This window comes from Clostridium acidisoli DSM 12555, assembly GCF_900176305.1.
Lineage (GTDB): Bacteria > Bacillota > Clostridia > Clostridiales > Clostridiaceae > Clostridium_I > Clostridium_I acidisoli.
Genome location: NZ_FWXH01000023.1, coordinates 1 through 22,665, shown reverse-complemented (window position 1 = coordinate 22,665; position 22,665 = coordinate 1). Strand labels below are relative to the sequence as shown.

General features: G+C 31.3%; 28 protein-coding genes. 17 read left to right on the top strand and 11 right to left on the bottom strand.

Features of this window, described 5'->3' with window-relative positions; all coding sequences use genetic code 11:
* Window positions 1-11: 11 nt before the first annotated feature.
* The 3 genes from B8978_RS16835 (at window position 12) to B8978_RS16825 (ending at window position 2,095) form a co-directional block, all read left to right on the top strand.
* Window positions 12-1,217 carry an EAL and HDOD domain-containing protein gene (locus tag B8978_RS16835; RefSeq protein WP_084117458.1) on the top strand — a complete coding sequence of 402 codons (1,206 nt, stop codon included), beginning with the start codon at window positions 12-14 and terminating at the stop codon, window positions 1,215-1,217.
* 81 nt (window positions 1,218-1,298) lie between these two features.
* Window positions 1,299-1,613 carry a winged helix-turn-helix transcriptional regulator gene (locus B8978_RS16830; RefSeq protein WP_084117457.1) on the top strand — a complete coding sequence of 105 codons (315 nt, stop codon included), beginning with the start codon at window positions 1,299-1,301 and terminating at the stop codon, window positions 1,611-1,613.
* A gap of 53 nt (window positions 1,614-1,666) precedes the next feature.
* Window positions 1,667-2,095, top strand: coding sequence for a 2-thiouracil desulfurase family protein (locus B8978_RS16825; RefSeq protein WP_084117456.1), 429 nt, complete (start codon window positions 1,667-1,669; stop codon window positions 2,093-2,095).
* Window positions 2,096-2,102: 7 nt separating this feature from the next.
* Here the strand turns inward: B8978_RS16825 and hisJ are convergent, their stop codons facing one another.
* Window positions 2,103-2,939, bottom strand: a complete 837-nt coding sequence (gene hisJ / locus B8978_RS16820; RefSeq protein ID WP_084117455.1) for a histidinol-phosphatase HisJ — start codon at window positions 2,937-2,939, stop codon at window positions 2,103-2,105.
* Between the two features lie 278 nt (window positions 2,940-3,217).
* Between hisJ and B8978_RS16815 the strand changes: the two genes are divergently transcribed.
* Complete coding sequence (locus tag B8978_RS16815) at window positions 3,218-3,361, top strand: aspartyl-phosphate phosphatase Spo0E family protein (RefSeq protein WP_084117454.1); 144 nt, start codon at window positions 3,218-3,220, stop codon at window positions 3,359-3,361.
* A 41-nt stretch (window positions 3,362-3,402) separates the two neighbouring features.
* Here the strand turns inward: B8978_RS16815 and B8978_RS19965 are convergent, their stop codons facing one another.
* Window positions 3,403-3,573, bottom strand: a complete 171-nt coding sequence (locus B8978_RS19965) for a hypothetical protein (protein WP_176212739.1) — start codon at window positions 3,571-3,573, stop codon at window positions 3,403-3,405.
* A 222-nt stretch (window positions 3,574-3,795) separates the two neighbouring features.
* On the opposite strand from B8978_RS19965, the gene B8978_RS16810 reads away from it, so the two are divergent.
* Entirely contained in the window at window positions 3,796-5,058 is a 1,263-nt protein-coding gene (locus B8978_RS16810; RefSeq protein ID WP_084117453.1) for an Nramp family divalent metal transporter, read from the top strand.
* 158 nt (window positions 5,059-5,216) lie between these two features.
* Here B8978_RS16810 and B8978_RS16805 read toward each other — a convergent pair whose 3' ends face one another.
* From B8978_RS16805 to B8978_RS16790, 4 genes are all read right to left on the bottom strand, one after another.
* Window positions 5,217-5,651 carry a MarR family winged helix-turn-helix transcriptional regulator gene (locus B8978_RS16805; protein WP_084117452.1) on the bottom strand — a complete coding sequence of 145 codons (435 nt, stop codon included), beginning with the start codon at window positions 5,649-5,651 and terminating at the stop codon, window positions 5,217-5,219.
* 66 nt (window positions 5,652-5,717) lie between these two features.
* Window positions 5,718-6,263: a glutathione peroxidase gene (locus B8978_RS16800; RefSeq protein WP_084117451.1), complete on the bottom strand. Its 546-nt coding sequence runs from the start codon at window positions 6,261-6,263 to the stop codon at window positions 5,718-5,720.
* A gap of 5 nt (window positions 6,264-6,268) precedes the next feature.
* Window positions 6,269-6,757 carry a glutathione peroxidase gene (locus tag B8978_RS16795; protein WP_084117450.1) on the bottom strand — a complete coding sequence of 163 codons (489 nt, stop codon included), beginning with the start codon at window positions 6,755-6,757 and terminating at the stop codon, window positions 6,269-6,271.
* Window positions 6,758-6,769: 12 nt separating this feature from the next.
* Window positions 6,770-7,315 carry a glutathione peroxidase gene (locus B8978_RS16790; RefSeq protein WP_084117449.1) on the bottom strand — a complete coding sequence of 182 codons (546 nt, stop codon included), beginning with the start codon at window positions 7,313-7,315 and terminating at the stop codon, window positions 6,770-6,772.
* A 375-nt stretch (window positions 7,316-7,690) separates the two neighbouring features.
* On the opposite strand from B8978_RS16790, the gene B8978_RS16785 reads away from it, so the two are divergent.
* From B8978_RS16785 to B8978_RS16755, 8 genes are all read left to right on the top strand, one after another.
* Window positions 7,691-8,113: a CBS domain-containing protein gene (locus B8978_RS16785; protein ID WP_084117448.1), complete on the top strand. Its 423-nt coding sequence runs from the start codon at window positions 7,691-7,693 to the stop codon at window positions 8,111-8,113.
* A gap of 254 nt (window positions 8,114-8,367) precedes the next feature.
* Window positions 8,368-8,670, top strand: coding sequence for an urease subunit gamma (gene ureA, locus B8978_RS16780; RefSeq protein ID WP_084117447.1), 303 nt, complete (start codon window positions 8,368-8,370; stop codon window positions 8,668-8,670).
* Between the two features lie 25 nt (window positions 8,671-8,695).
* Window positions 8,696-9,067: an urease subunit beta gene (gene ureB, locus B8978_RS19550; RefSeq protein WP_139796077.1), complete on the top strand. Its 372-nt coding sequence runs from the start codon at window positions 8,696-8,698 to the stop codon at window positions 9,065-9,067.
* Window positions 9,068-10,786 carry an urease subunit alpha gene (gene ureC / locus B8978_RS16775; protein ID WP_139796076.1) on the top strand — a complete coding sequence of 573 codons (1,719 nt, stop codon included), beginning with the start codon at window positions 9,068-9,070 and terminating at the stop codon, window positions 10,784-10,786.
* 27 nt (window positions 10,787-10,813) lie between these two features.
* On the top strand, window positions 10,814-11,257 hold the full coding sequence (ureE, locus tag B8978_RS16770; RefSeq protein WP_084117446.1) for an urease accessory protein UreE: 444 nt from the start codon (window positions 10,814-10,816) through the stop codon (window positions 11,255-11,257).
* Window positions 11,247-11,939, top strand: a complete 693-nt coding sequence (locus B8978_RS16765) for an urease accessory protein UreF (protein WP_176212738.1) — start codon at window positions 11,247-11,249, stop codon at window positions 11,937-11,939. The genes ureE and B8978_RS16765 overlap by 11 nt, the downstream gene beginning before the upstream one ends.
* 125 nt (window positions 11,940-12,064) lie before the next feature.
* The gene (gene ureG / locus B8978_RS16760) at window positions 12,065-12,673 is read left to right on the top strand and encodes an urease accessory protein UreG (protein ID WP_084117444.1); all 609 of its coding nucleotides are present in this window, start codon (window positions 12,065-12,067) and stop codon (window positions 12,671-12,673) included.
* Window positions 12,673-13,446, top strand: a complete 774-nt coding sequence (locus B8978_RS16755) for an urease accessory protein UreD (protein ID WP_084117443.1) — start codon at window positions 12,673-12,675, stop codon at window positions 13,444-13,446. Before ureG ends, B8978_RS16755 begins: the two co-directional genes overlap by 1 nt.
* Before the next feature lie 50 nt (window positions 13,447-13,496).
* Here B8978_RS16755 and B8978_RS16750 read toward each other — a convergent pair whose 3' ends face one another.
* Window positions 13,497-15,944 carry a DsrE/DsrF/DrsH-like family protein gene (locus B8978_RS16750; RefSeq protein WP_084117442.1) on the bottom strand — a complete coding sequence of 816 codons (2,448 nt, stop codon included), beginning with the start codon at window positions 15,942-15,944 and terminating at the stop codon, window positions 13,497-13,499.
* A 2-nt stretch (window positions 15,945-15,946) separates the two neighbouring features.
* The gene (locus B8978_RS16745; RefSeq protein WP_084117441.1) at window positions 15,947-16,234 is read right to left on the bottom strand and encodes an ArsR/SmtB family transcription factor; all 288 of its coding nucleotides are present in this window, start codon (window positions 16,232-16,234) and stop codon (window positions 15,947-15,949) included.
* 288 nt (window positions 16,235-16,522) lie between these two features.
* Here B8978_RS16745 and B8978_RS16740 point away from each other — a divergent pair, with 288 nt between their 5' ends.
* The 3 genes from B8978_RS16740 to B8978_RS16730 are packed head-to-tail and all read left to right on the top strand — an operon-like array spanning window position 16,523 to window position 18,768.
* On the top strand, window positions 16,523-17,329 hold the full coding sequence (locus B8978_RS16740) for an ABC transporter substrate-binding protein (RefSeq protein ID WP_084117440.1): 807 nt from the start codon (window positions 16,523-16,525) through the stop codon (window positions 17,327-17,329).
* A gap of 36 nt (window positions 17,330-17,365) precedes the next feature.
* Complete coding sequence (locus tag B8978_RS16735) at window positions 17,366-18,013, top strand: amino acid ABC transporter permease (RefSeq protein WP_084117439.1); 648 nt, start codon at window positions 17,366-17,368, stop codon at window positions 18,011-18,013.
* A 23-nt stretch (window positions 18,014-18,036) separates the two neighbouring features.
* Window positions 18,037-18,768 (top strand): amino acid ABC transporter ATP-binding protein, encoded by a 732-nt coding sequence (locus B8978_RS16730; RefSeq protein WP_084117438.1) that lies wholly within the window; start codon window positions 18,037-18,039, stop codon window positions 18,766-18,768.
* A 275-nt stretch (window positions 18,769-19,043) separates the two neighbouring features.
* Here B8978_RS16730 and B8978_RS16725 read toward each other — a convergent pair whose 3' ends face one another.
* The gene (locus B8978_RS16725) at window positions 19,044-19,595 is read right to left on the bottom strand and encodes a flavodoxin family protein (protein ID WP_084117437.1); all 552 of its coding nucleotides are present in this window, start codon (window positions 19,593-19,595) and stop codon (window positions 19,044-19,046) included.
* A gap of 46 nt (window positions 19,596-19,641) precedes the next feature.
* Complete coding sequence (locus tag B8978_RS16720; protein ID WP_084117436.1) at window positions 19,642-20,847, bottom strand: alpha/beta hydrolase family protein; 1,206 nt, start codon at window positions 20,845-20,847, stop codon at window positions 19,642-19,644.
* A gap of 30 nt (window positions 20,848-20,877) precedes the next feature.
* Between B8978_RS16720 and B8978_RS16715 the strand changes: the two genes are divergently transcribed.
* Window positions 20,878-21,588 carry a TetR/AcrR family transcriptional regulator gene (locus B8978_RS16715; protein WP_242950589.1) on the top strand — a complete coding sequence of 237 codons (711 nt, stop codon included), beginning with the start codon at window positions 20,878-20,880 and terminating at the stop codon, window positions 21,586-21,588.
* A gap of 434 nt (window positions 21,589-22,022) precedes the next feature.
* Here the strand turns inward: B8978_RS16715 and B8978_RS16710 are convergent, their stop codons facing one another.
* The gene (locus B8978_RS16710) at window positions 22,023-22,622 is read right to left on the bottom strand and encodes a tyrosine-type recombinase/integrase (protein WP_084117466.1); all 600 of its coding nucleotides are present in this window, start codon (window positions 22,620-22,622) and stop codon (window positions 22,023-22,025) included.
* Window positions 22,623-22,665: the final 43 nt, after the last annotated feature.

The following is a 22,665-nucleotide window of genomic DNA, read 5'->3' as shown; positions in this document are numbered from 1 at the left end:
GGATTTTTTGTATGAATATATTTTTGGGGAGACAGCCTATATTTGATATCAATGGAAATGTAGTGGCATATGAAATATTATTTAGAAACAGCAATAATAATTTTTATATAGAACAAGATGGAAACAATGCAACAATTGATGTTATTGTAAATACATTTTATTCCTTAGGAGTGAAGAATGTAACAGGAGGAAAAAGGGCATTTATAAATTTTACAAAAGAACTCATACAGAGAGAGTTAGCAACTGTTTTACCACCCGATATTTTAACTGTTGAAATATTAGAAAATATAGAACCTACAGAAGAGGTTGTTTTAGCGTGTAAAAGTTTAAAAAGTAAAGGATACACTATAGCATTAGATGATTTTGTATTTCAGGATAAATATATTAAATTAATTGAACTTGCAGATATAATTAAAATAGATTTTACCTTAACAAAGGGTACTGATAGAAAAAAAGTAATTGATAGAATAAATAATCACAACATAAAATACTTGGCTGAAAAAGTAGAAACACTTGAAGAGTACGAAGAAGCAAAAAGATATGGATATACTTATTTTCAAGGTTATTTTTTTAGCAAGCCTAAAATACTTAAGGGGAGAGATATTCCTAAAAATGAAATTGTTATATTGAAGATAATGGAACATTTAAAGCAGGAAAATATTGATTATGAATATTTAACCAACCTAATAATGAAAGATGTATCCACATCATATAAATTGATAAAATATATTAATTCTTCATACTTTTCAATAAAGAACAAAGTCAAATCAATAAAACAAGCCGTTGCATTTCTAGGAAGGGACGAGCTTAAAAAATGGCTTTATATTGTTATGCTTGGAAACATAAACAAAGGCGAACTTAATGAATTAACCAACACGTCACTAGTTAGAGCAAAATTTTGCGAAAATATACTGATTTATTGTGAAGAAAGTACTAATAAAGTCAGTGATGGTTACATAATGGGTTTAGTATCACTTATGGATTGCATGCTCCATGTACCTATGAGCGAGATAACAAAGGAGTTAGGACTTACAGATGAAGTCACCAAGGCTTTAAATGGAGAAGAAAATTATTTAAACAACATATTAAAAATTGTAATTGCTTATGAAAGAGAAGATTGGTCAAAAGTAGTTAAATATTCTAAAGTTCAAGGCTTGAAGTTTGAATCTATAGCTGAAGCGTATATTGATGCAGTAATATGGTCAAATAACGTATAAATATATTTATTGAAATTCAATAAGCTACTTACTTTTATCAAGTAAATATGATAAAATAATGTAAGGTAAGGAGTTGATAGTATGGAGAATTTGCATATGTGTCCTAAATTCGAAGCAGCCTTTGAACTTCTAGGTAAGCGTTGGACTGGGCTTATTATAAGATCATTGTTAGATGGAGCAAAAAGATTTTCGGATATGCAGGCAATTATACCTAACTTAAGTGCAAGAATGCTCACTGAGAGGTTTAAGGAATTAGAGGAAAAAGGTATAATAACTAGAAAAGTTTACCCAGAGATGCCTGTTCGAATAGAATATGAACTAACGGAAAAAGGGAAAGATTTAAAAAAATCTATGGATCAAATTCAAGTATGGGCAGAAAAATGGAGCAATAGTTAAGCAATTAACTATTGCTTTTTACTAGACTATGTTATACGAAAGGAATGAATTTTATGTATATTGTAAGTGCATGTCTAGCAGGGGTTAACTGTAGATATGATGGTAAAAGTAATGAGATTAATGAAATAAGTAAGCTTGTTAAAGCTGGAAAAGCTGTAGCCATCTGTCCAGAACAACTAGCTGGACTTTTAACACCAAGAGCTAGTGCAGAAATAGTGATAGATGAAAATGGAAATAAAAAAGTTATAACAAAACATGGCGAGGATGTTACAGTTCAGTTTAATGAAGGAGCAAAAAAAACTTTAGAAATTGCAAAAATTGTTGGAGCAAAATGTGCAATTCTAAAGTCAAAAAGTCCATCTTGTGGTTGCAAAATTATATATGATGGTACATTTTCTAAAAAGCTTACAGAAGGTAACGGAATTACCTCTGAACTACTTTTAAAAAATGGAATAGAAGTTTTTACAGAAGATAACTTTTAAGTTATCTTTAAAGTAAGACATCTTGCCAAACCTCATTATGAAGTATTCGTTGTTTTAAATAATTAGAATTTTTTAATAGTATAGTAGCATCAGAAAAATATGCATTTATATATTGTGGATTGTGAGCATCAGAATTTAAAATTATGGGGATATCTAAATGTCTACATTCAGTCAATATCCAATTGCTTGGATAAAAGTCATCTGTATATCCTCTAACTTTTCCACCGGTATTTAATTCTAATATGGTTTTATTTTCTGATATCACTTTTAAAGTATTTAAAATCTCATCTTTATACCAGGGTTCATTTTCATTAAAATACTTATTATTTTTATTATGTTTTTTAATAAGATCAAGATGACCAACTATTGAAGGCGTTTTATTTGAAACCATATTTCTAATTTGTGTATAATAGGCATGTACAAATTTTTTAACGTCATTGTCAAAAGCTGAAGTAATGAGTTTTATATATTCATCTTCATCCCCATCTACAGCTAAAAATTCTCCGGTTTTTATGTCTTTAAGCATATGAACAGATCCAATTGTATAATCTAAACTCGCAAATTTTTCATCTGTAGGGCTAATTAAGTTTTCAATATAATCAACTTCTAGTCCTAGATAAATATTAATTTCATTTTTATATTTTAGCTTTAAGGAATTAATCTTGTTACAATACTCGTAAAAATTATTTTTCCCCATAGTCCATGAATTAGGAAATGGGAGAGGGGCGTGGCTTGAAAAACCTAAATCTGAGAATTTAAATTCTATAGCTTTCTTAACATACTCCTCAGGGTCATCAGTACCATCGCAAAAATAACAATGGGTATGAAAATTTGAAAAACTCATCATAAATCTCTCCTTTAACTAAAGAATATTAACCATAATATGAACACCAAAGGCTACGCCTAAAAGCAAAACCTGCGGTTTTAAATATATAACTAGCGGAAGGCTTTCTTTATATCATAAATTTACACTTTATTTAAGTAAACTAATATATAGATTATATCATAAAAAAATTGTAGTAATTTAAATAATTTGTTTATTTATATATTGTTATAATTAGATAATATATGTATAATAATGTATGTTGTTCAAAATAATAAGTTAAAAGGAAGTTGGTTTTTTTGAGTTTAAAAGAGGAAATAGAAGTGCTTAGGGATTTATTAAACAATATGATAGAGAACGAAGACAAATTAAGTAAAAGCAATATAGTAGATTTAAGTCAAAGACTGGATAAGCTTATAGAGCTTTATTATAAGGGAAAGTAAATTATTATATTTAGATTTAAATTCACATTAAAATTTATATTTTACAAATCCAAAAATTGATCAAATCCTTTTAATAAATAAAATTTCTTTAATGTCAATTCATTAAACTCTAATTCATTAATTATTTCTTTTGTTTTAGCTTTGGCTAATAAATTTATTGTATCATTACAAAGTCTTTTTAACTCATCTTCAAAATTAGAATTACAATTCATATTTATACCTCCAAAATTAGAAAATGCATATGTTATAATGGCAACACAAAAAATATTTACAATTTACTTTAAATGATATCACGATTGTAAAAAATTGCAAGTAATAAAAAAATAAAATAACATAAAATTTTTTATTCGTAATTATAATAATGTATAATTAGATGAAAGCAATAAAATGTAATAATGAATTGCAGGTATTAAGCTAATGATAGAGGTGATTGAATGAAAAAAAGTTTTAATTTTAATATTTTTAAAAATGAGCATAAGCCAAGGAGAACAGCATTAGACATAATAAAATATATTGGACCAGGGCTTATAGTAACTGTTGGTTTTATAGATCCTGGTAATTGGGCTTCAAACGTGTCTGCAGGTTCCGATTATGGATATAAACTTTTATGGATTGTAACGTTATCCACAATAATGTTAATAATACTTCAGCATAATGCAGCCCATTTAGGAATTGTCACTGGAGATTGTCTTTCAGAGGCTGCTACAAAAAACATAAATAAGACTTTAAAAAATGTAATATTAGGAAGTGCAGTAATGACATCAGTACTTACAGCCATGGCGGAACTTCTTGGTGGAGCAATAGCTCTAAATATGCTTTTTAAAATTCCAATAAAAATTGGAACTATAATTATGTTATTTGTTGTTCTTTGGATGCTTTTTAGCAATTCCTATAAATCTTTGGAAAAATGGATAATTGGTTTTGTTTCAATAATTGGGTTGTCATTTATATTTGAATTGACACTTGTGCATGTTCACTGGCAGGCAGTAGGGGTCAGTTTTATAAAACCTTCATTTCCATCAGGGTCTATGCCAATAATAATGAGTATACTCGGAGCTGTTGTAATGCCACACAATTTATTTCTGCACTCTGAAATTATACAAAGTAGACAATGGAATCTAGAAAGTGATACCACAATACAAAAGCAATTAAAATATGAATTTATAGATACGCTTTTTTCCATGATAGTTGGCTGGGCTATAAACAGTGCAATGGTCATACTAGCAGCAAGTACGTTTTTCTTAAATAAAATTTCGGTATCTGAACTTAATGATGCAGAACAAATGTTAAAGCCACTTTTAGGAAGTGGAGCATCCATAATATTTGCATTAGCACTTTTATTTGCAGGAATAGCATCTACTGTGACAGCAGGAATGGCAGGTGGAAGTATCTTTGCAGGAATATTTGGAGAACCATATGATATAAAAGACAGTCATTCAAAGACGGGAATATTTATTACTTTATTTGTTGCAGCTATTATTATATTTTTTATAAATGATCCATTTAAGGCACTAGTATATTCACAGATGTTTTTAAGTGTTCAACTGCCAATAACAGTATTCACTCAGATATACCTTACATCTTCAAAAAGAGTTATGGGCAAATACGTTAACTCTTTATTGGATAAGGTAGCACTTTGGATAATAGGAGTTTTACTTACGATTTTAAATATAGCATTGTTTGTAAATTATATATGAGGTTAGTCTTAGTATAAATGGATTGGAAGGTATATATAGGTGAAGGGTTTTAACGGGCGTAGCAACCGTTAAAACCCTTCACCTTAACGTATTATGAACCAACAAATTATTCATAAAAAAAGTACCTACTATATTAAGTAGATACTTTTTTTATGAAACTAAAGTTTTTCTAAAGTACTGAGTAAATCTTTTAGCTTTTCTCTTAATCTTATAAGGTCTTCCTGTGATTGACCTGGAATACAAGAAATTCGTTTAGGAATATTTATGGCCTCATCTTTTAAATTTAAGCCCTTTTCAGTAAGTTTTACATAGACGTTACGTTCATCTTCTGTATCCCTAGTTCTCTGTACTATGCCTTTTGACTCCAATTTTTTTAGTAGAGGAGTTAAAGTACCAGAATCAAGATGCAATCTGTTTCCAAGTTCTTTTATTGTAATATCATCTTTTTCCCATAAAACCATTAGCGTTACATATTGTGTATAGGTTATACCAAGTTTATCAAGCTCTGGCTTGTAGTGCTTTGTGACTTCACGAGAACAAGCATATAGTGCAAAGCATAATTGATTATCCAGTTTCAACATATCATAGTTCATAGTGCACCACTTCCTAATTTATATATTTACTAGTGTATCAAAAAACGGCACATTTTCAAAGGAAAATTATAACAATTTCTTGATGGCAGCTTCCATGTCAGCTGGTTCAGTAGTTGGTTCGAATCTTTCTACAACCTCACCATCTCTATCTATTAGGAATTTAGTAAAGTTCCATTTTACATCATTACCTTGTAAAATTTCTGGAAATTTTTCTTTTAACATGTCGTTTAAAACTTTTCCTTTAGGATGATTTAAATCTAAACCATTAAAAGGCTTTGAAGTTGAAAGATACTTAAACAAAGGGAGAGCATTGTCACCTCTTACTTCAGATTTTTCAAATAAATCAAAAGTTACACCGTAGTTAATTTCACAGAAGTTTTTAACATCTTCATTAGTTCCAGGTTCTTGCTCAGCAAATTGATTGGAAGGAAAACCTAGAATGTTAAGACCTTCACCTTTATATTTTTGATAAAGTGCTTCGAGCCCCTTATATTGAGGCGTAAAACCGCACTTGCTAGCAGTATTCGCTATTATTAATACTTGGCCCTTATATTTTTCTAGTGACACTTCTTTACCGTTAATTGAGTTTACTTTAAAATCATAAATTGACATTTTTCTTACCTCCTAATACTATTAATCAAATTTTCTATAGTTTTTTCTAATTTTTTTGGGGACGTAGTAGGTGCATATCTATCGACAATATTTCCATCAGAATCAATGATGAATTTTGTAAAATTCCATTTAATATTGTCACCAAGTATTCCAGAACTATTCTTTCTTAAGAATTTGAAAATTGGATCAGCATTTTCTCCGTTAACATCTATTTTTGCGAAAACAGGGAAGGTAACCCCATAATTTATTGAACAAAAATTTTGTATATCTTCATTACTTCCTGGTTCTTGACCTAAAAATTGATTACAAGGGAATGCAAGTATTTCCAAATTTTCATTTCCAAATTTTTTGTACAAATCTTCTAAATCTTTATATTGAGGAGTAAATCCGCATTTGCTAGCAGTATTTGCAATTATTAAAACTTTTCCTTTGTATTTTGATAAAGAAATTTCTTCTCCTGATGATGTCTTAGCATTAAAATCATAAATATTCATAAAAACAACTCCTTATAAAAATTTTTTTATTTCAGCTTCCATATCCATAGGTTCAGTAGTTGGCTCAAATCTACCAACAACTTCACCAGCGCTATTTATTAAAAATTTAGTGAAATTCCATTTTATTCCGTTACCTACTAAAATTTCAGGATAATTTTCCTTAAGCATAGCTTCAAGTATTCTACCACTTGCACTGCTTACATCTAATCCTTTGAAAGGAACAGTTTTAGAAAGATATTTAAATAGTGGATGAGCATTATTTCCCCTTACTTCTATTTTTTCAAATAAATCAAAAGTTACACCATAGTTAATTTCGCAAAAATGTTTCACCTCACTATTATTGCCAGGTTCTTGTTCAGCAAATTGATTAGAGGGAAAACCTAAAATGTTAAGGCCGTGATCCTTGTATTTTTTATAAAGAACTTCAAGATCACCATATTGAGGAGTAAAGCCACATCGACTAGCAGTGTTTGCTATAATCAAAACATTGCCCTTATATTTTTCTAGTGAAACATCTTCCCCAGTTATTGCTTTTACATTAAAATCATAAATATTCATTCAGAATACCTCCATAAACCCAAATATCATTGCGCAAAATTAAATTGTATAAAATTTATTGTATCTATAAATTATCACATGGATATAAAGATGTCAATGATATTTTTAAAAAACTTTGAAAATTTAAAGATAATGAAGTATTTTTAAAAATAACGCAAGAAAAGCTAGCATAAGCTATGAAAACGTTTAATGTAAGGCTTTATTTTTTTCTCATAAGGTAGTATTATATTTACGGAGTCGAAATGGTAATTAACATAAAATTAAAATATAATCTATTTTATATATAATAACAGCTGATATAATTATAGTTATGAGTTGAGGATAAGTTTAAATTACATAAATGTTTCACTTTATTAACGAAATGGGGGAATTAATGTGAATGTAGCATTTTTTTTAACACCTAAAAGGGAAGTTGTCTGTGAAAATTTAGATTCTACAATGAGGCAGGCACTTGAAAGAATGGAATATCATAGATACGCTGCAATACCTATTCTTGATGAGGATGGTAAATATATAGGAACATTAACAGAGGGAGATTTGTTATGGAAGCTCAAGAATACTCCGAATTTGGATTTTAATAACACAACAAAGATTAAAATTGAAGAGATTCCGAGACGTGTAATAAATAATCCAGTCCATATCGACTCAAATATTGAAGATTTAATTGCTAAGTCTGTTAATCAAAACTTTGTTCCAGTAGTGGATGATAATAATGTGTTCATAGGAATAATCAAAAGAAGCGATATATTAAATTATATATATGAGAAGATGTTTAATAAAAGAAAAATAGAAGCTTGAAAATGTGAAGAAGATTAGAGATTGATTTAGCAGTCTTTAATCTTTTCTTAATTAAGAACAAATTTTAATTTATGGAATAATCTAATAAGTGTTGAAATTTAACAAATTAGTGGTAAAATAAATAGATAAATATTAAAATAATAAAAACATGCCGTTAAAATTTGATTTATAGTAAAATGGAAAGTTTTTAAATAAAATTCATATAATAATAAAATATGGTGATTTCATTATAAAATAAGAAAGGTGGTTTTTTCATGCATTTAATGCCTAAAGAGATAGATAAACTAATGCTTCATTATGCAGGCAGCCTTGCTAAAGAAAGAAGGGCAAGGGGGCTTAAGTTAAATTATCCAGAAGCAATTTCGCTTATAAGTTCAGAGCTTATGGAAGCGGCAAGAGACGGTAAAAGTGTAAGTGAACTTATGCAATATGGAGCACAGATATTAAAAGAAGAAGATGTAATGAGTGGGGTTGCCAGTATGATTACGGAGATACAAATAGAGGCAACTTTTAAAGATGGTACAAAACTTGTAACAGTCCATAACCCAATTAGATAATATTCTTTTGAAAGGAAATGATTAGATGATACCAGGTGAAATAATAATAAAAAATAAAGAAATACTTTGTAATGAAGGAAAAGTAACAAAAACTATGATTGTTATAAATAATGGTGATAGGCCAATTCAAGTGGGATCACATTTTCATTTTTTTGAAGTAAATAAATTATTAAATTTCAAAAGAGAAGATGCTTTTGGAATGCGTTTAAATATAGCATCTGGAACAGCAGTAAGATTTGAACCTGGAGAAGAAAAAAAGGTTGAACTTGTTGAACTTGGTGGTAAAAAAGAAGTGTATGGTCTAAATGGTTTAACAGAAGGTTCAGTTGAAGATGAAAAAATAAAAGAGTTAAGTTTAAAAAAAGCAAAAGAACTTGGTTTTAAGGGGGCTATGTAGATGAGTCTTAAAATATCAGGTAGGGATTATGCAAATATGTATGGACCTACTACAGGAGATAAGATAAGGTTAGCAGATACTGACTTAATAGTAGAAATTGAAAAGGATTATACTAGCTATGGAGATGAGTGCAAATTTGGGGGTGGAAAAACTCTTAGAGATGGTATGGGGCAATCAGCTAAAGCAGCTAGACATGAAGGTGTTTTGGATCTAGTAATAACAAATGCAGTGATAATTGACTATTGGGGTATAGTAAAAGCAGATATAGGCATTAAAGATGGGAAAATAGTGGGTATAGGAAAAGCTGGAAACATGGATACCATGGATGGTGTAGATGAAAACATGATAGTTGGAGCGTCAACTGAAGCTATAGCAGGAGAAGGTCTTATAGTAACGGCTGGAGGCATTGATACACATATACATTTCATATCACCACAGCAAATAGAAACTGCACTTTACAGTGGAATAACTACTATGATAGGAGGCGGAACAGGACCAGCAGATGGAACTAATGCTACTACCTGTACAACCGGCTCTTGGTATATTGAAAGAATGCTTGAAGCTGCTGAAGGATTTCCAATGAACCTTGGTTTTCTTGGCAAAGGAAACTGTTCCTCAGAAGCTGCACTTATTGAACAAATAGAAGCAGGGGCATTAGGGCTTAAGCTCCATGAAGATTGGGGGAGCACACCTAAAGCTATTGATACATGCCTTAAAGTAGCTGACAAATATGATGTGCAAGTTGCAATTCATACGGATACTTTAAATGAAGCGGGGTTTGTTGAAGATACCATTAATGCCATTGGTGGAAGGACAATACATACCTACCACACAGAAGGAGCAGGTGGTGGTCATGCACCAGATTTAATGAGAATAGCTGCGTTTCCTAATGTATTGCCATCTTCAACAAATCCAACAAGGCCTTATACGGTAAATACAATTGATGAGCATTTAGATATGCTTATGGTATGTCATCATTTAGATACTAGAGTGCCAGAAGATGTAGCCTTTGCTGATTCAAGAATTAGACCAGAAACAATAGCAGCAGAAGATATTATGCATGATTTAGGCGTATTCAGCATGTTAAGTTCAGATTCACAGGCAATGGGAAGAGTTGGAGAGGTTATAATAAGAACTTGGCAAACAGCTGATAAAATGAAAAAACAAAGAGGAAAACTTGAAGAAGAAACAGGAGATAATGATAATTTTAGAACTAAAAGATATATATCAAAATACACAATTAATCCAGCTATAACCCACGGAATATCAAAATATGTTGGTTCAATAGAAAAAGGTAAATACGCAGATTTAGTTCTATTTAAGCCCTGTATGTTTGGAGTAAAACCTGAAATGATTATTAAGGGTGGAGTTATAGTTGCGGCTAAAATGGGAGATGCAAATGCTTCAATCCCTACACCACAACCCGTAATATACAAAAATATGTTTGGAGCCTTTGGAAAAGCAAAATATAGTACATCTATAACATTTGTTTCTGGAGAGTCACTTAAAAATGGAAGCATAAGCAAACTTGATTTACAGAAGATAGTTTTGCCTGTAAAAAATTGTAGAAATATAGGTAAAAAAGATATGATACTTAATGATTCAACACCTAAAATAGAAGTAGATCCTGAAACTTATGAAGTTAAAGTTGATGGAAAAGTTATAACCTGTGAACCAATTGAAGAAGTGGCAATGGCACAAAGATACTTTCTATTCTAGAGACTAAAGATTTTCAGGGAGGATAAAATGCTTATAGAAAAGATCTTAGGGAATATAAAAGAAATAGAGTTAAATGGCAAAGCAATAGATGAAGTTTATGTGGATTGGTTTGATGTGGATAAAAAAATCCTTAAGAAAGCTTCAAAGAATGGTAAGGATATAGGAATAAAGCTAGAAAAACCTTCAAGGCTAAATGATGGAGATATACTTTATTCAGATGAAAAAGAAATCTTAATCATAACCATACCAGAATGTGAAGCAATTTCAATAAAACCAAAAACTATGCATGAAATGGGCAAAATATGTTATGAAATAGGTAATAAACATATACCATTATTTTTAGATGAAGATGAGATTATAGTTAATTATGATGATCCACTGTATAAACTTTTAGATAAAAAAGGCTTTAAACCTAAAAAAACCATGAGAAAATTAGTAAATGCTTTGGAGCATCACCATCATGAGCATTAATGCTTCATTTTTTACCATGCTTCAAATAACAGATTCTATTTTCCCAATAGGTTCCTATACACAATCAAATGGCTTAGAAACTTATGTGCAAAAAGGAATCGTAAAAGATAGAGAAACCGCAGATGAATATTTAAGAAGTGTATTAGTCAATAGCTACATGTACAGTGATTTTCTTGCAGTGAAACTAGCCTATGAGTATTCTAAAGATATGGACATAGGAAGACTTATAGAACTTGACGAAACCCTTTGTGCAGTGAAAGCACCGCGTGAAATGAAAGATGGAAGTTCAAGGCTATGTGGAAGATTTCTAAAACTTGTAACCAAATTTTCTAGTGATGAATTAATTTATAAGTATAAAACTGCTATAGAAAATGGACAGTGTTATGGGCAACATAGCATTGCATATGGTAGTTTTTCAGCAGTGTCAAATATAGCTAAGGAGGATGCTATTAAGGCATATATGTATAATACAACTTCCGCTATAATAAATAATTGTGCAAAACTTATTCCACTTGGTCAAGTGGATGGGCAGACACTTTTGTTTGGAATGCAAAATTTACTTCAAGAGATATTTATAAACTTAGATAGTTTAGATGTTTATGATCTTGGAAGATGTTGTGCTGGGTTTGATATAAGAGCAATGCAGCATGAAGACTTGTATTCAAGATTGTATATGTCGTGATGAGAATGGACTTTAATGTTTATTCATAATATGAAGAGATTGCGAAGCATAGGTGAAAACCCTTAACCTGTACTTTGCAGTGTCTCATTATTATGAACGATAATCGTACTGAGAGGAGAAAAACAATGAGTTATGTAAAAATTGGAATAGCCGGACCAGTTGGGTCTGGAAAAACAGCCTTAATTGAAAGACTTACTAGAGAAATGAGCAAGGAATACAGCATTGGTGTAGTTACTAATGATATATATACAAAAGAAGACGCTGAATTTTTAGTGAAAAATAGTGTTTTAACAAAAGAAAGAATTATTGGAGTTGAAACAGGTGGATGTCCTCATACTGCAATAAGAGAAGATGCTTCAATGAATCTCGAAGCTGTAGAGGAATTGACTAACAAGTTTAAAGATATAGAAATTGTGTTTATAGAAAGTGGAGGTGATAATCTTTCTGCAACCTTTAGTCCTGAACTCGCAGACTCAACTATTTATGTTATTGATGTATCTGAAGGAGATAAGATTCCTAGAAAAGGCGGACCAGGGGTTACTCGTTCAGATTTGCTTGTAATAAACAAGATAGATTTAGCACCATTTGTTGGAGCAGATCTTCAGGTGATGGAGAACGATTCTAAGAAAATGAGAGGGGATAGACCCTTTGTATTTACGGATTTAAATAGAACAAAAGGATTAGATGAAGTAATACAATGGATTAAAACCAATGCACTTTTGGAAGGTTTATAATGAAAAAAAGTATACTAAAACTAGATTTGAAATTTAAAAAAGGAAAGACAATAATAGAGGATTCTTATTTTACAGCACCACTAAAAATATTAAAACCATTTTACAGTGAAGACAATAAAAAAATGAGATTATGTCTCCTAAATGTCTCAGCGGGTGTTTTAGAAGGTGACAAATACAATATAGACATAAATGTAGCTAAGGACTGTAATTTGTATTTATACTCACAGGCATATAATAAAATTTTTAAAATGAGGGGCGGATTAGCTGATCAAAAATTTAATGTTAACATGGAAGAAGGAAGTAGTTTTGCATACATGCCTATGCCTAACATTCCATTTATAGATTCAAACTACATAAATGAGACGAATATAAGATTAAAAAAGAATTGTAACCTAATCCTAAGGGAAATAATATCTTGTGGAAGATATAAAAATAATGAGGTATTTGATTTCTTAAGTTTTTCTTCTAGGACAAAAATATTTTATGAAGATAAGCTTGTATTTATGGACAATACAGTTTTAAAACCAAAGGAACAAAACCTAAAGACAATAGGGCTTTACGAAAAATACGATCATCAAGCAAACATGATTATTTTTTCTAAAGAAGTGAATGAGGAGCTTAAAGAAATATTATTGAAACTACTAAGTAAGTATGAAAATATAGACTTTGGTATAAGTCAAAGTTTTTATAATGGCATGATAATAAGGATACTTGGAAGAAGCTCCGAAGAACTTAGGAATATTACAGATGAGATGTATGAGGTTATTTCTTAATATTAAGAAATAACCTCATACAAATAAAACTCAAAGTACAAAGTATCCAACTAAATAAACAAGTTAACATTGGCGTCTTCTGCTTCGCCAAGGTAGTATCCGACTCCACCGATTTTCACTCCATCAATAAGCTCTTCTTTTTTTATACCCATAACGTCCATAGACATTTGGCAAGCAACAATTTCTATGCCACTATCTACAGCTGCTTTTATTAAATCTTCAAGAGAAGAAACATTGTTGTTTTTCATTACCATTCTTATCATCTTTGCTCCCATGCCCATCATATTCATCTTTGAAAGCTTTAATTTTTTACTTCCTCGCGGCATCATAATACCAAACATTTTACCTATAAAGTCTTTTTTAACTGGAACACTTTCAGGTTTTCTAAGAATGTTAAGCCCCCAAAAAGTAAAGAACATAGTCACTTTTTTGCCCATAGAAGCAGCTCCATTAGCAATTATAAAAGAAGCAATGGCTTTATCTAAATCTCCGCTAAAAACTACCATAGTTTTATTGTCACGCATAGGTAAGGATGAATTAATTTCAGATATATCACTTTTAACTTTACCTTTTTTAATATAAGCTGTAATATTGGCACCAGCTCTTTCTAAATTTACAAGAGTATTATTGGTCTTAGAGCACCAAGCTTTTATATCTTCATAAAAACCAGGGTCTGTGGCGTTAACTTTAAGTATCTTTCCATCTGACATTGTGTCTATGGAAGCTTTAACCTGCATAAGCGGACCGGGACAGCATAAGCCACAAGCATCTAAAACGTCGTCAAAGTTTTTTGGGTCAGATTGAGTCAAAGTGGTAGTAGCAACTTCACTTAAAGCAGCACTGTTATTTTTAGGCTTAAAGTTAAGCATAGACATAGTTTTGTAGCCACCAGTTAAATTTTTAGATTTAAAACCGTTTTGTCTAAGTATTCTTTCAGCTATATAACCTCTAATTCCAACTTGACAATAAACTATAATTTCCTTATTTTTATCTAAAGAAGATAAATTTTCACGAAGGTTATCTACAGGTAAATTCATAGCACCCTCAAGATGACCGTTAGCAAATTCAATTTCTGATCTAACATCCACAAGAATTACATCTGTCATGTCATAGATTACAAGCTCACTAGGAGTTATCACATCACTTAAACCATTTAGAACATTTTCAGCAGTAAAACCAGCCATATTAACTGGATCTTTTGCTGATGAAAATGGAGGAGCATAACTAAGTTCAAGCTCAGTTAAATCATGAACAGTGCCACCTAAACGAATTACAGAAGCAATAACGTCAATCCGCTTATCAACTCCATCGTAACCAATGGATTGAGCACCTAAAATTTTGCCGTCTCCATTAAAAATTAACTTTAGTGATAATGGAAGCGCAGCAGGATAATAGGAAGCATGGGCAAAAGGATGTACATATATTACTTTATAAGGAATACCTAGTCTCGTTAAAGTTCTCTCATTATTTCCAGTGCTTGCAGCAGTTAAAGCAAATATTTTAATAATGGAAGTTCCTTGTGCTCCTTTAAAACTGCTATCTATAGAACAAATATTATCAGCTACAATTCTTCCTTGCTTATTTGCAGGACCAGCCAGGGCAAGAACTGTTTTTTCTCCATTTATAAAATCAGTTAATTGTACAGCATCACCTAAGGCAAATATGTTATTAACATTTGTTTTCATATGACTGTCAACTATTATGTGACCTTTACTAGAAAGTTCGATGCTGCTATTTTCTATAAAGGAAGTATCAGGAGCAACACCTATAGAAAGAATTATTAAGTCTGCTTCTATTTTTAATCCACTTTTTAGTAAAATTTCAGTGTATTCTAGCTCATCTTTAAAACTTTCAACAGCATCACCTAAAATTAAATTCACACCGTTATCCATCATTTCTTTTTCTGCAATTACAGACATGTCACTATCAAATGGAGCTAAAATGTGAGGCGCTGCTTCTATTAATGTAACATCAATACCTTGCTCATTTAAGTTTTCTGCCATTTCAATACCGATAAAACCGCCACCAATTACTACAGCATTTTTTATTGTATTTGAAGCTACTATCTTCTTTATTTTGTCTGTATCAGGTATATTTCTAAGCGTTAAAATTCTCTCACTGTTTATGCCTGGAATTGGTGGTTTTATTGGTTTTGCACCAGGAGATAAAACAAGGTAGTCATAAGTTTCATCATAGGTTTCCCCTAGTTTGTTTTTTATTTTTACAGTATTATTTACAGTGTCAACTTTAATTGCCTCACTATTTGTACGTATATCTAAATTGAACCTAGCCATCATGTTTTCTGGAGTTTGTACTATTAGTTTTTCCCTATCTTTTATTTTTTCGCCAATATAATAAGGTAGGCCACAATTAGCAAAGGAAATATATTCACCTTTCTCAAGCATAACTATTTCAGCACTTTCATCTAAACGTCTAAGTCTAGCAGCAGTAGAAGCTCCACCTGCAACTCCACCAACAATTATAATTTTCTTTTTCATATTTATCCCTCCAAATTGAACATATTTTTAACAAGTTTTATGATGTCTTCATTGCACACACTGTATTTAATTTCAAGGCCATTACGTTTACCTTTAATTACTCCAGCAGTTTTTAATTTTTGCAAATGCTGAGAAATTGTTGACTGAGGAATGTTAAGACAATCCTGCATGTGAGTAACATTACAGCCACCATTTTCAATTAAGCCTCTTACAATGCAAAGTCTAACTGGATGAGCTAAAACTTTAAGTAATTCAGCCATTTCTGTATATTTTAAATAATCTTTATCCATAATAAAATCACACTTTCTTATTTGTTGAATTATAATATTAGTATATTCGAATAATACGATATAGTTTATGAAATGTCAATATTTTTATAAATATATTTGCAGAAATAATGCATAATTATAATAAAATATATCAAATTAATAAATATTTATGCATTATTTTATAACATTATTGACAAAACATTGGCTAACGGGAAAATTTATTATTAATTTGATAATAAAAAGCTTGAAAAATTAATAGTATCTATGTATAATACTTATAAAATATGAATTTTAAAAGGGGTGTCTATATTGAAAAAATTTTTAAGTATAATAACTATATTAGCTGTAAGTGCAGCAATATTTGCAGGGTGTGGAAGCAGTAGCAGTAGTAAAACATCAACTGGGGATGGTTCATTACAAAGAGTTAAGGATGCAGGAACAATTACTGTAGGAATAGATGATACATATCCGCCAATGGAGTTTACAGATAGTGCAAATAAAATTGTAGGTTTTGATATTGATATGGCAAATGATATAAGCAAGAAATTGGGAGTAAAAGTTAAATATGTACCAACTTCATGGGATGGTATATTCTTAGCATTAGGATCTAAAAAATTTGATGTTATTCAATCTAGTGTAAGTATTACAGATGATAGAAAGAAAACAATGATTTTTACAAAACCATATATTTACGGTGGTAATGCTGTATTTGTAAAAACAGGAAATAGTAGTATAAAAAGTGAAAAAGACTTAGCAGGAAAGACAGTAGGTATAGAAGTTGGAACAACTGCACAGGATGTTTTGAATAAACTTGGAACTATTAAAGAGGTTAAAAAGTACAATGCCATGACAGATGCATTTATGGATCTTAAAAATGGAAGAATCGATGCCGTTGTATCAGATCCACAGGTTGGAGATTACTATATTGCTGATAAAAAGACTGACTTTACTAGAATAAAAACAATGTTAAATGAAGAACCAATTGGTGTTGCATTTAGAAAAAGTGATGTAGAACTTAGAGATGCATATCAAAAGGCAATGGATGAACTTAAAAAAGATGGAACACTTTCAAAATTATCAGTTAAGTGGTTTGGACATGACATTTATAGCAAATAGTTATTAATTAATTGTAGCTCGAGAGGAGATTTTTTAATGGATTTAAGTAACATAAAGAATATACTGCCTACAATGTTACAAGGAAGTGTATTGACACTAGAACTTACATTTTTATCTATTGTTTTTGGAACTATCATAGGAGTTGTAGTAGCTATGATTAAACTTACTAACAATAAGATAATTTCAGCTATAGGTAATTTTTATACATGGGTATTTAGAGGAACTCCTCTTTTGCTTCAGTTAGTTGTGTTTTATTATGGTTTTCCAGCAATAAATATAGAACTTTCAGCATTTCAAGCTGCCATTATTGGACTTAGCTTAAATGCTGGTGCATATATGGCTGAAATCATAAGAAGTGGTATTTTGGCTATAGATGTTGGACAATTTGAAGCTTCAAAAGCTTTAGGATTCACTTATGCCCAAACTATGAAAAAAATAGTACTTCCTCAAGCTTTTAGAATTGTAATTCCTCCTGTTGGAAATCAATTTATTGGAATGATAAAGGATACATCTCTTGTTTCTGCAATAGCTTTAGAAGAGGTTTTAAGAAAAGCTGAAACATTAGGTTCATCTACAGGTAATCCTTGGCCTCCATATATTACTGCAGGAATATTATATCTTCTAATGACAACAATATTTACTTCTATTTTTAGTGTTGTTGAGAAGAAATTGTCGGTATATTAGGAAAAGGAGGGACAGAGCTCATTATGAATATGATTGAAACAAAAGGTTTATCTAAAAGTTTTGGTAAATTAAATGTATTTGAAAACTTAAATGTAGAAGTAAAAAAAGGAGAAGTCCTTGTAATAATTGGGCCTTCAGGTTCAGGTAAAAGTACTTTTTTAAGATGTCTTAACCATCTAGAAATTCCAACTGGCGGTACTGTAAACATAGAAGGAGAAATTCTAAATGTTAAAGATAAAAAGAAAATGAGAAATGCAATAGAGAAAATGGGTATGGTATTTCAAAATTTCAACCTTTTTCCGCATATGACAGTTCTACAAAATGTTATGACGGCACCATTAACAGTAAAAAAACAAAATAAATCAGAAGTTTTTGAAAGAGCAAAAAAGCTCATAGCTCAAGTTGGATTAAGTGAAAAACTTGATGTGTATCCATCAAAACTTTCTGGAGGTCAAAAGCAAAGAGTTGCAATTGCTAGGGCGCTTTGTATGGAGCCAGATATAATGTTATTTGATGAGCCAACTTCGGCACTAGATCCAGAACTTGTTGGTGAGGTGCTAAATGTTATGAAAGATCTTGCAAAGATAGGTATGACTATGGTTGTTGTAACACATGAAATGGGATTTGCAAGAGAAGTTGCAGATGAAGTTATATTTATGGATGGTGGGAAAATAGTAGAACGTGGAAAACCAGAAGATATTTTTTCAAATCCTAAAGAAGAAAGAACAAAGGCTTTTTTAGATAAGGTATTATAAAGATGGTTGTCTTAAAATTTGATTTTAAGACAGCCTTTTTGACTTATAGGGATAAGAACTTCATAGTATAGAGAGACTGAGAAGTAAGAGTGAAGGGTTTTATCCTTGCGTTACGCGGATAAAAGGTGAAGAGTTTATGGATAAATCCATATTTCAAACAATCAAACATTGTTATAAACCTAAATTAGAATTGTACATTAAAAAATCGCAAATCCAATCTCTCGAAAAATGCGATTTTTTAAGCTGTTATTTATTTTTATTAATTCACAATATGTTTATCCAATCAAATTTTCCCCATCTTTAAATGCTCTTAAAGATAACTCATTAAAAACTTCATTATCATTTCCACAGTATTGAATGCAATCATTAAGTTTCCAACCAAATACGTCGAAAATATTATTAACATAGTTAATGGCTTCTGCACCTTTTTTAGGATTTAAGCTTCCTTGAGCAAATATAGTTATTAATTTTTTACCTGGATGTCTAGGAATAAACTTATTTGGAAGCTCTTCGACCATTGGAAACGTACGGTCTAACCAAATTTTTGCCTGACCTGTAATTTGGTACATATATATTGGTGAACCAAATACAATAGCATCTGCCTCTGCAATAGCTTTATACATTGGTTGTAAATAATCATTAATAGCACATCCATCATGAGTACGACAATAAAAGCATCCTTGACATCCACGGATTTCAGTGTTATTTAAATCAAATTCAATAACCTCAGCACCTTTTGATTTTGCTCCTTTTGCTACTTGATCCAATAATTTTGTAGTATATCCATTCTTTCTTGGACTACATTTAAAAATAACTACTTTTGACATTTCTCATCTCTCCTTATAAATATAAAAAGTTAAACCTTATGTTTATCTATATATCCCTTAGGATCTTTTCAATCCAACTGAAAATACGTTCATTTGCAATTAATTTAGCGCCTGCTTGACAGTGGGATTCAGCACCTTCTTCAGCTGTAAATAAAATAAAATCTTTATAGCAGGTAAGCTCCTCATACAATTGCCTTGCTTGATCTCCAAGCAGTTTGTCATTTTCTGAATCAACAATTAAGGTAGAGCATTGTATTTTCTCTGCTAATCCTTTCATATAAAAATCGCCCACCTTTAGAATGAATTCAGCAGGAGTATTTACACCAAATACATACATTCCATGTGAAAAGCTCCATTTTGCCTTTGAGTTCAGTTCCATTTTTTCCTTCACAGCTTTATTAAATTTCTCTGAATCAGAAAATGCGAAATTTAAAAATTCTTCTCTTGGAATATTAAAGATACTTGTAAAGCCTCCTAAAAAGTCATATACTCCTCCATTTGCAATGCAGCCTGCAAGTCGATGTTCAAAAGCTGCAGCCCTAGGAGCAAGATAACCACCTAAACTTTGTCCCCATAAGACAATTTTCTTTGAATCTACTTCTTTTCTTGTAAGCAGATAGTCTACCACTGGGGTTATAACCTTCTCGTAGTCATGTCTAAAAAATAGTTTTTGTTTATGTAGGGCTTCTCCTTGTCCTGGTCCCTCGAAAGTAATACAATGCATGCCATGTTCAAGTGCATCCATTGCCATTCCGTAAAATGCTTCTTTTGTTCCATCAAAGCCAGTCATAGCAATTAAAACTGGTTTTGGTTCCTCTGAATCCTCTAATTTATAAAAATGTCCTGGAAGTGTTGTATTTCCATAGGGGATTTTCACTTCTTCAATAAGAGGCTTGTTCAATTTCATGACATGAGAAAAGCAATCTATGCTTGCATTGTATAATTCATCTATCTTTGGATCATCCGGATTTTCATGAAGGTAGAATTCTGCAATTCGATAATAATTAGAAGCCCTAAGATAAGCTTTTTTTGCACTGATCAAGTGACCATCTGAGTAGCTATTCTCTGCAACTTTTTGTAGGCTATTGGCTGTTTTGGTCCATTCTTTACACCAGCTTTGATAGTTCCCTTCTTTAATTTTCTGTGCTGTTGAAACCACCTCTCCTATATCTGCAGCTTTGAAAGCAGTGTCTCCAAGAAGCCCTAATAGTTTGGATGCGAATTGATCGTCTTCAAAAATTAAATTATTCATCGTCATTCTCCTTTGCAATTTTTATTGTTTATGCAACACGTTGTTGCTATAATTAAAATATATCAGATACAGATTTGTTTTCAACCAACAATACTTATAGTTTGTTTTATATACAACAAAGGAGTGAGAATGTTGCAGAATAAACATGATATTCGAACACAAAGGACACATCAGCAGATAAGGGATGCACTTATTGATCTTATTTTTGAAAAACATTTTGATAATATTACAGTTGGTGATATCACTAATAGAGCTATGATTAATCGTTCTACCTTTTATAGGTATTATAAAGATAAATACGACGTTGTACTAAAAATTTTTGAAGACGCAATGGAAAAGATGAAGAAAGATTTAGGACTTCCAAAGTCCAGCCTTAAGTATCTTAATGAAGAACAAAGATCTGATCCATGGGTGAAACTATTTGAGCACTTTGCTGAAAACAGTCGATTATATCTGGCAATGATGGATGATTCATGTAATATATGGTTTATATCTAGACTGCGTAGCTACATCATTTCAATGTTTAGAGAACGTGAAAAATTACGAAGCTCCTTCATTGTAAGCAAAGAAGAATGCTCCCCAGAAATACAAGAAATGGCGTTCTTATTTACCGCTAATGCTTTAATCGGTACTATTGATTGGTGGGTAAAGTCAAAATGTACTCCTAATTCAGAGAAAATGTCTTATTTGTTTAGATCTTATTTTAAAAATGGCTATGTAGGAATGCTGAATAAAAATTAATGTTATGATTCAAATTTTCATATATAAAATTATGTTGTTAGTTTAATGAAGAGAAGCGACACTTGGCCTTTTCACCGCGAAGCAAAGGTGAAAACCCTTCACCTATTTTAACCGTAGCCTTTTGGCGTTTATACAATAGTTTAATATGCTAATAACACTTATGCATGGAACGCCACGACCTACGGTCAAAAAATGAAGAGCAATATACTTTAGATTATAATCCCTTAATTCAAAGATTTTTCGCAGCATGGCGTAGAAAAATCATCCACAGCTTTTTCCCACGGAAAAAATATCACCTTTGACCAGCGAAGCGCCCGTCAAACCCATCACCTCGCTTTAGCGACCCTTCGCCTTTTCGTTAGCGAAGCATTGACGAAAACCCTTCACCGTACTTCTTAATGCCGTATTACTATGAATAAACTTCGTAAAATAGTTTACACCATCTCGCTGCTGGCATCTAGTTTTGCATACATCCGTTCCTGCTGCTTTGTTGTAAATTGAAAATAAACCTCTGTGTTAGAAACAGATTTATGCCCAAGCCACCATTGTAACTCTTTAATATCCATATCAGATTCAGCAAGATGCACAGCAGTTGTATGCTTAAGTGCATGGAAATGATGTTTCTTCTTATCTTCAATTTTTCCTAAACGGCAATATTTCTTCATTAAATAGTCTAATGATTGTCTTGAAATAGGATTGTTTTTTTGACTTGGGAAAATACATCCTGAGGAAGCAGTTAATTTAGTGTGATTTAAATATTCATCCAAGGCAAATTTGGTTTTATAATCTAATCTAATAGTGTTATTGTTACTGCCTTTTAGACGTTTGCAGTATAAAGCACCTTGCTTCTCGTTATAGTCCTCAAGGTTTAACATACCTATTTCAGAGGCTCTTAAACCGCATCTATATGCAACTCTAAAGAGTGCCAAATCCCTTATTGAATGACTACTAGTGTAAGTCATAATAGCCGAGAACAATCTAGTAGTTTCACTTTGTGTCAAATATTTGATTTTTTCATTACCTGAATTAACCATATTTACCGCCTTCCGAGATAATTGTACAAAATAAATATTTTGT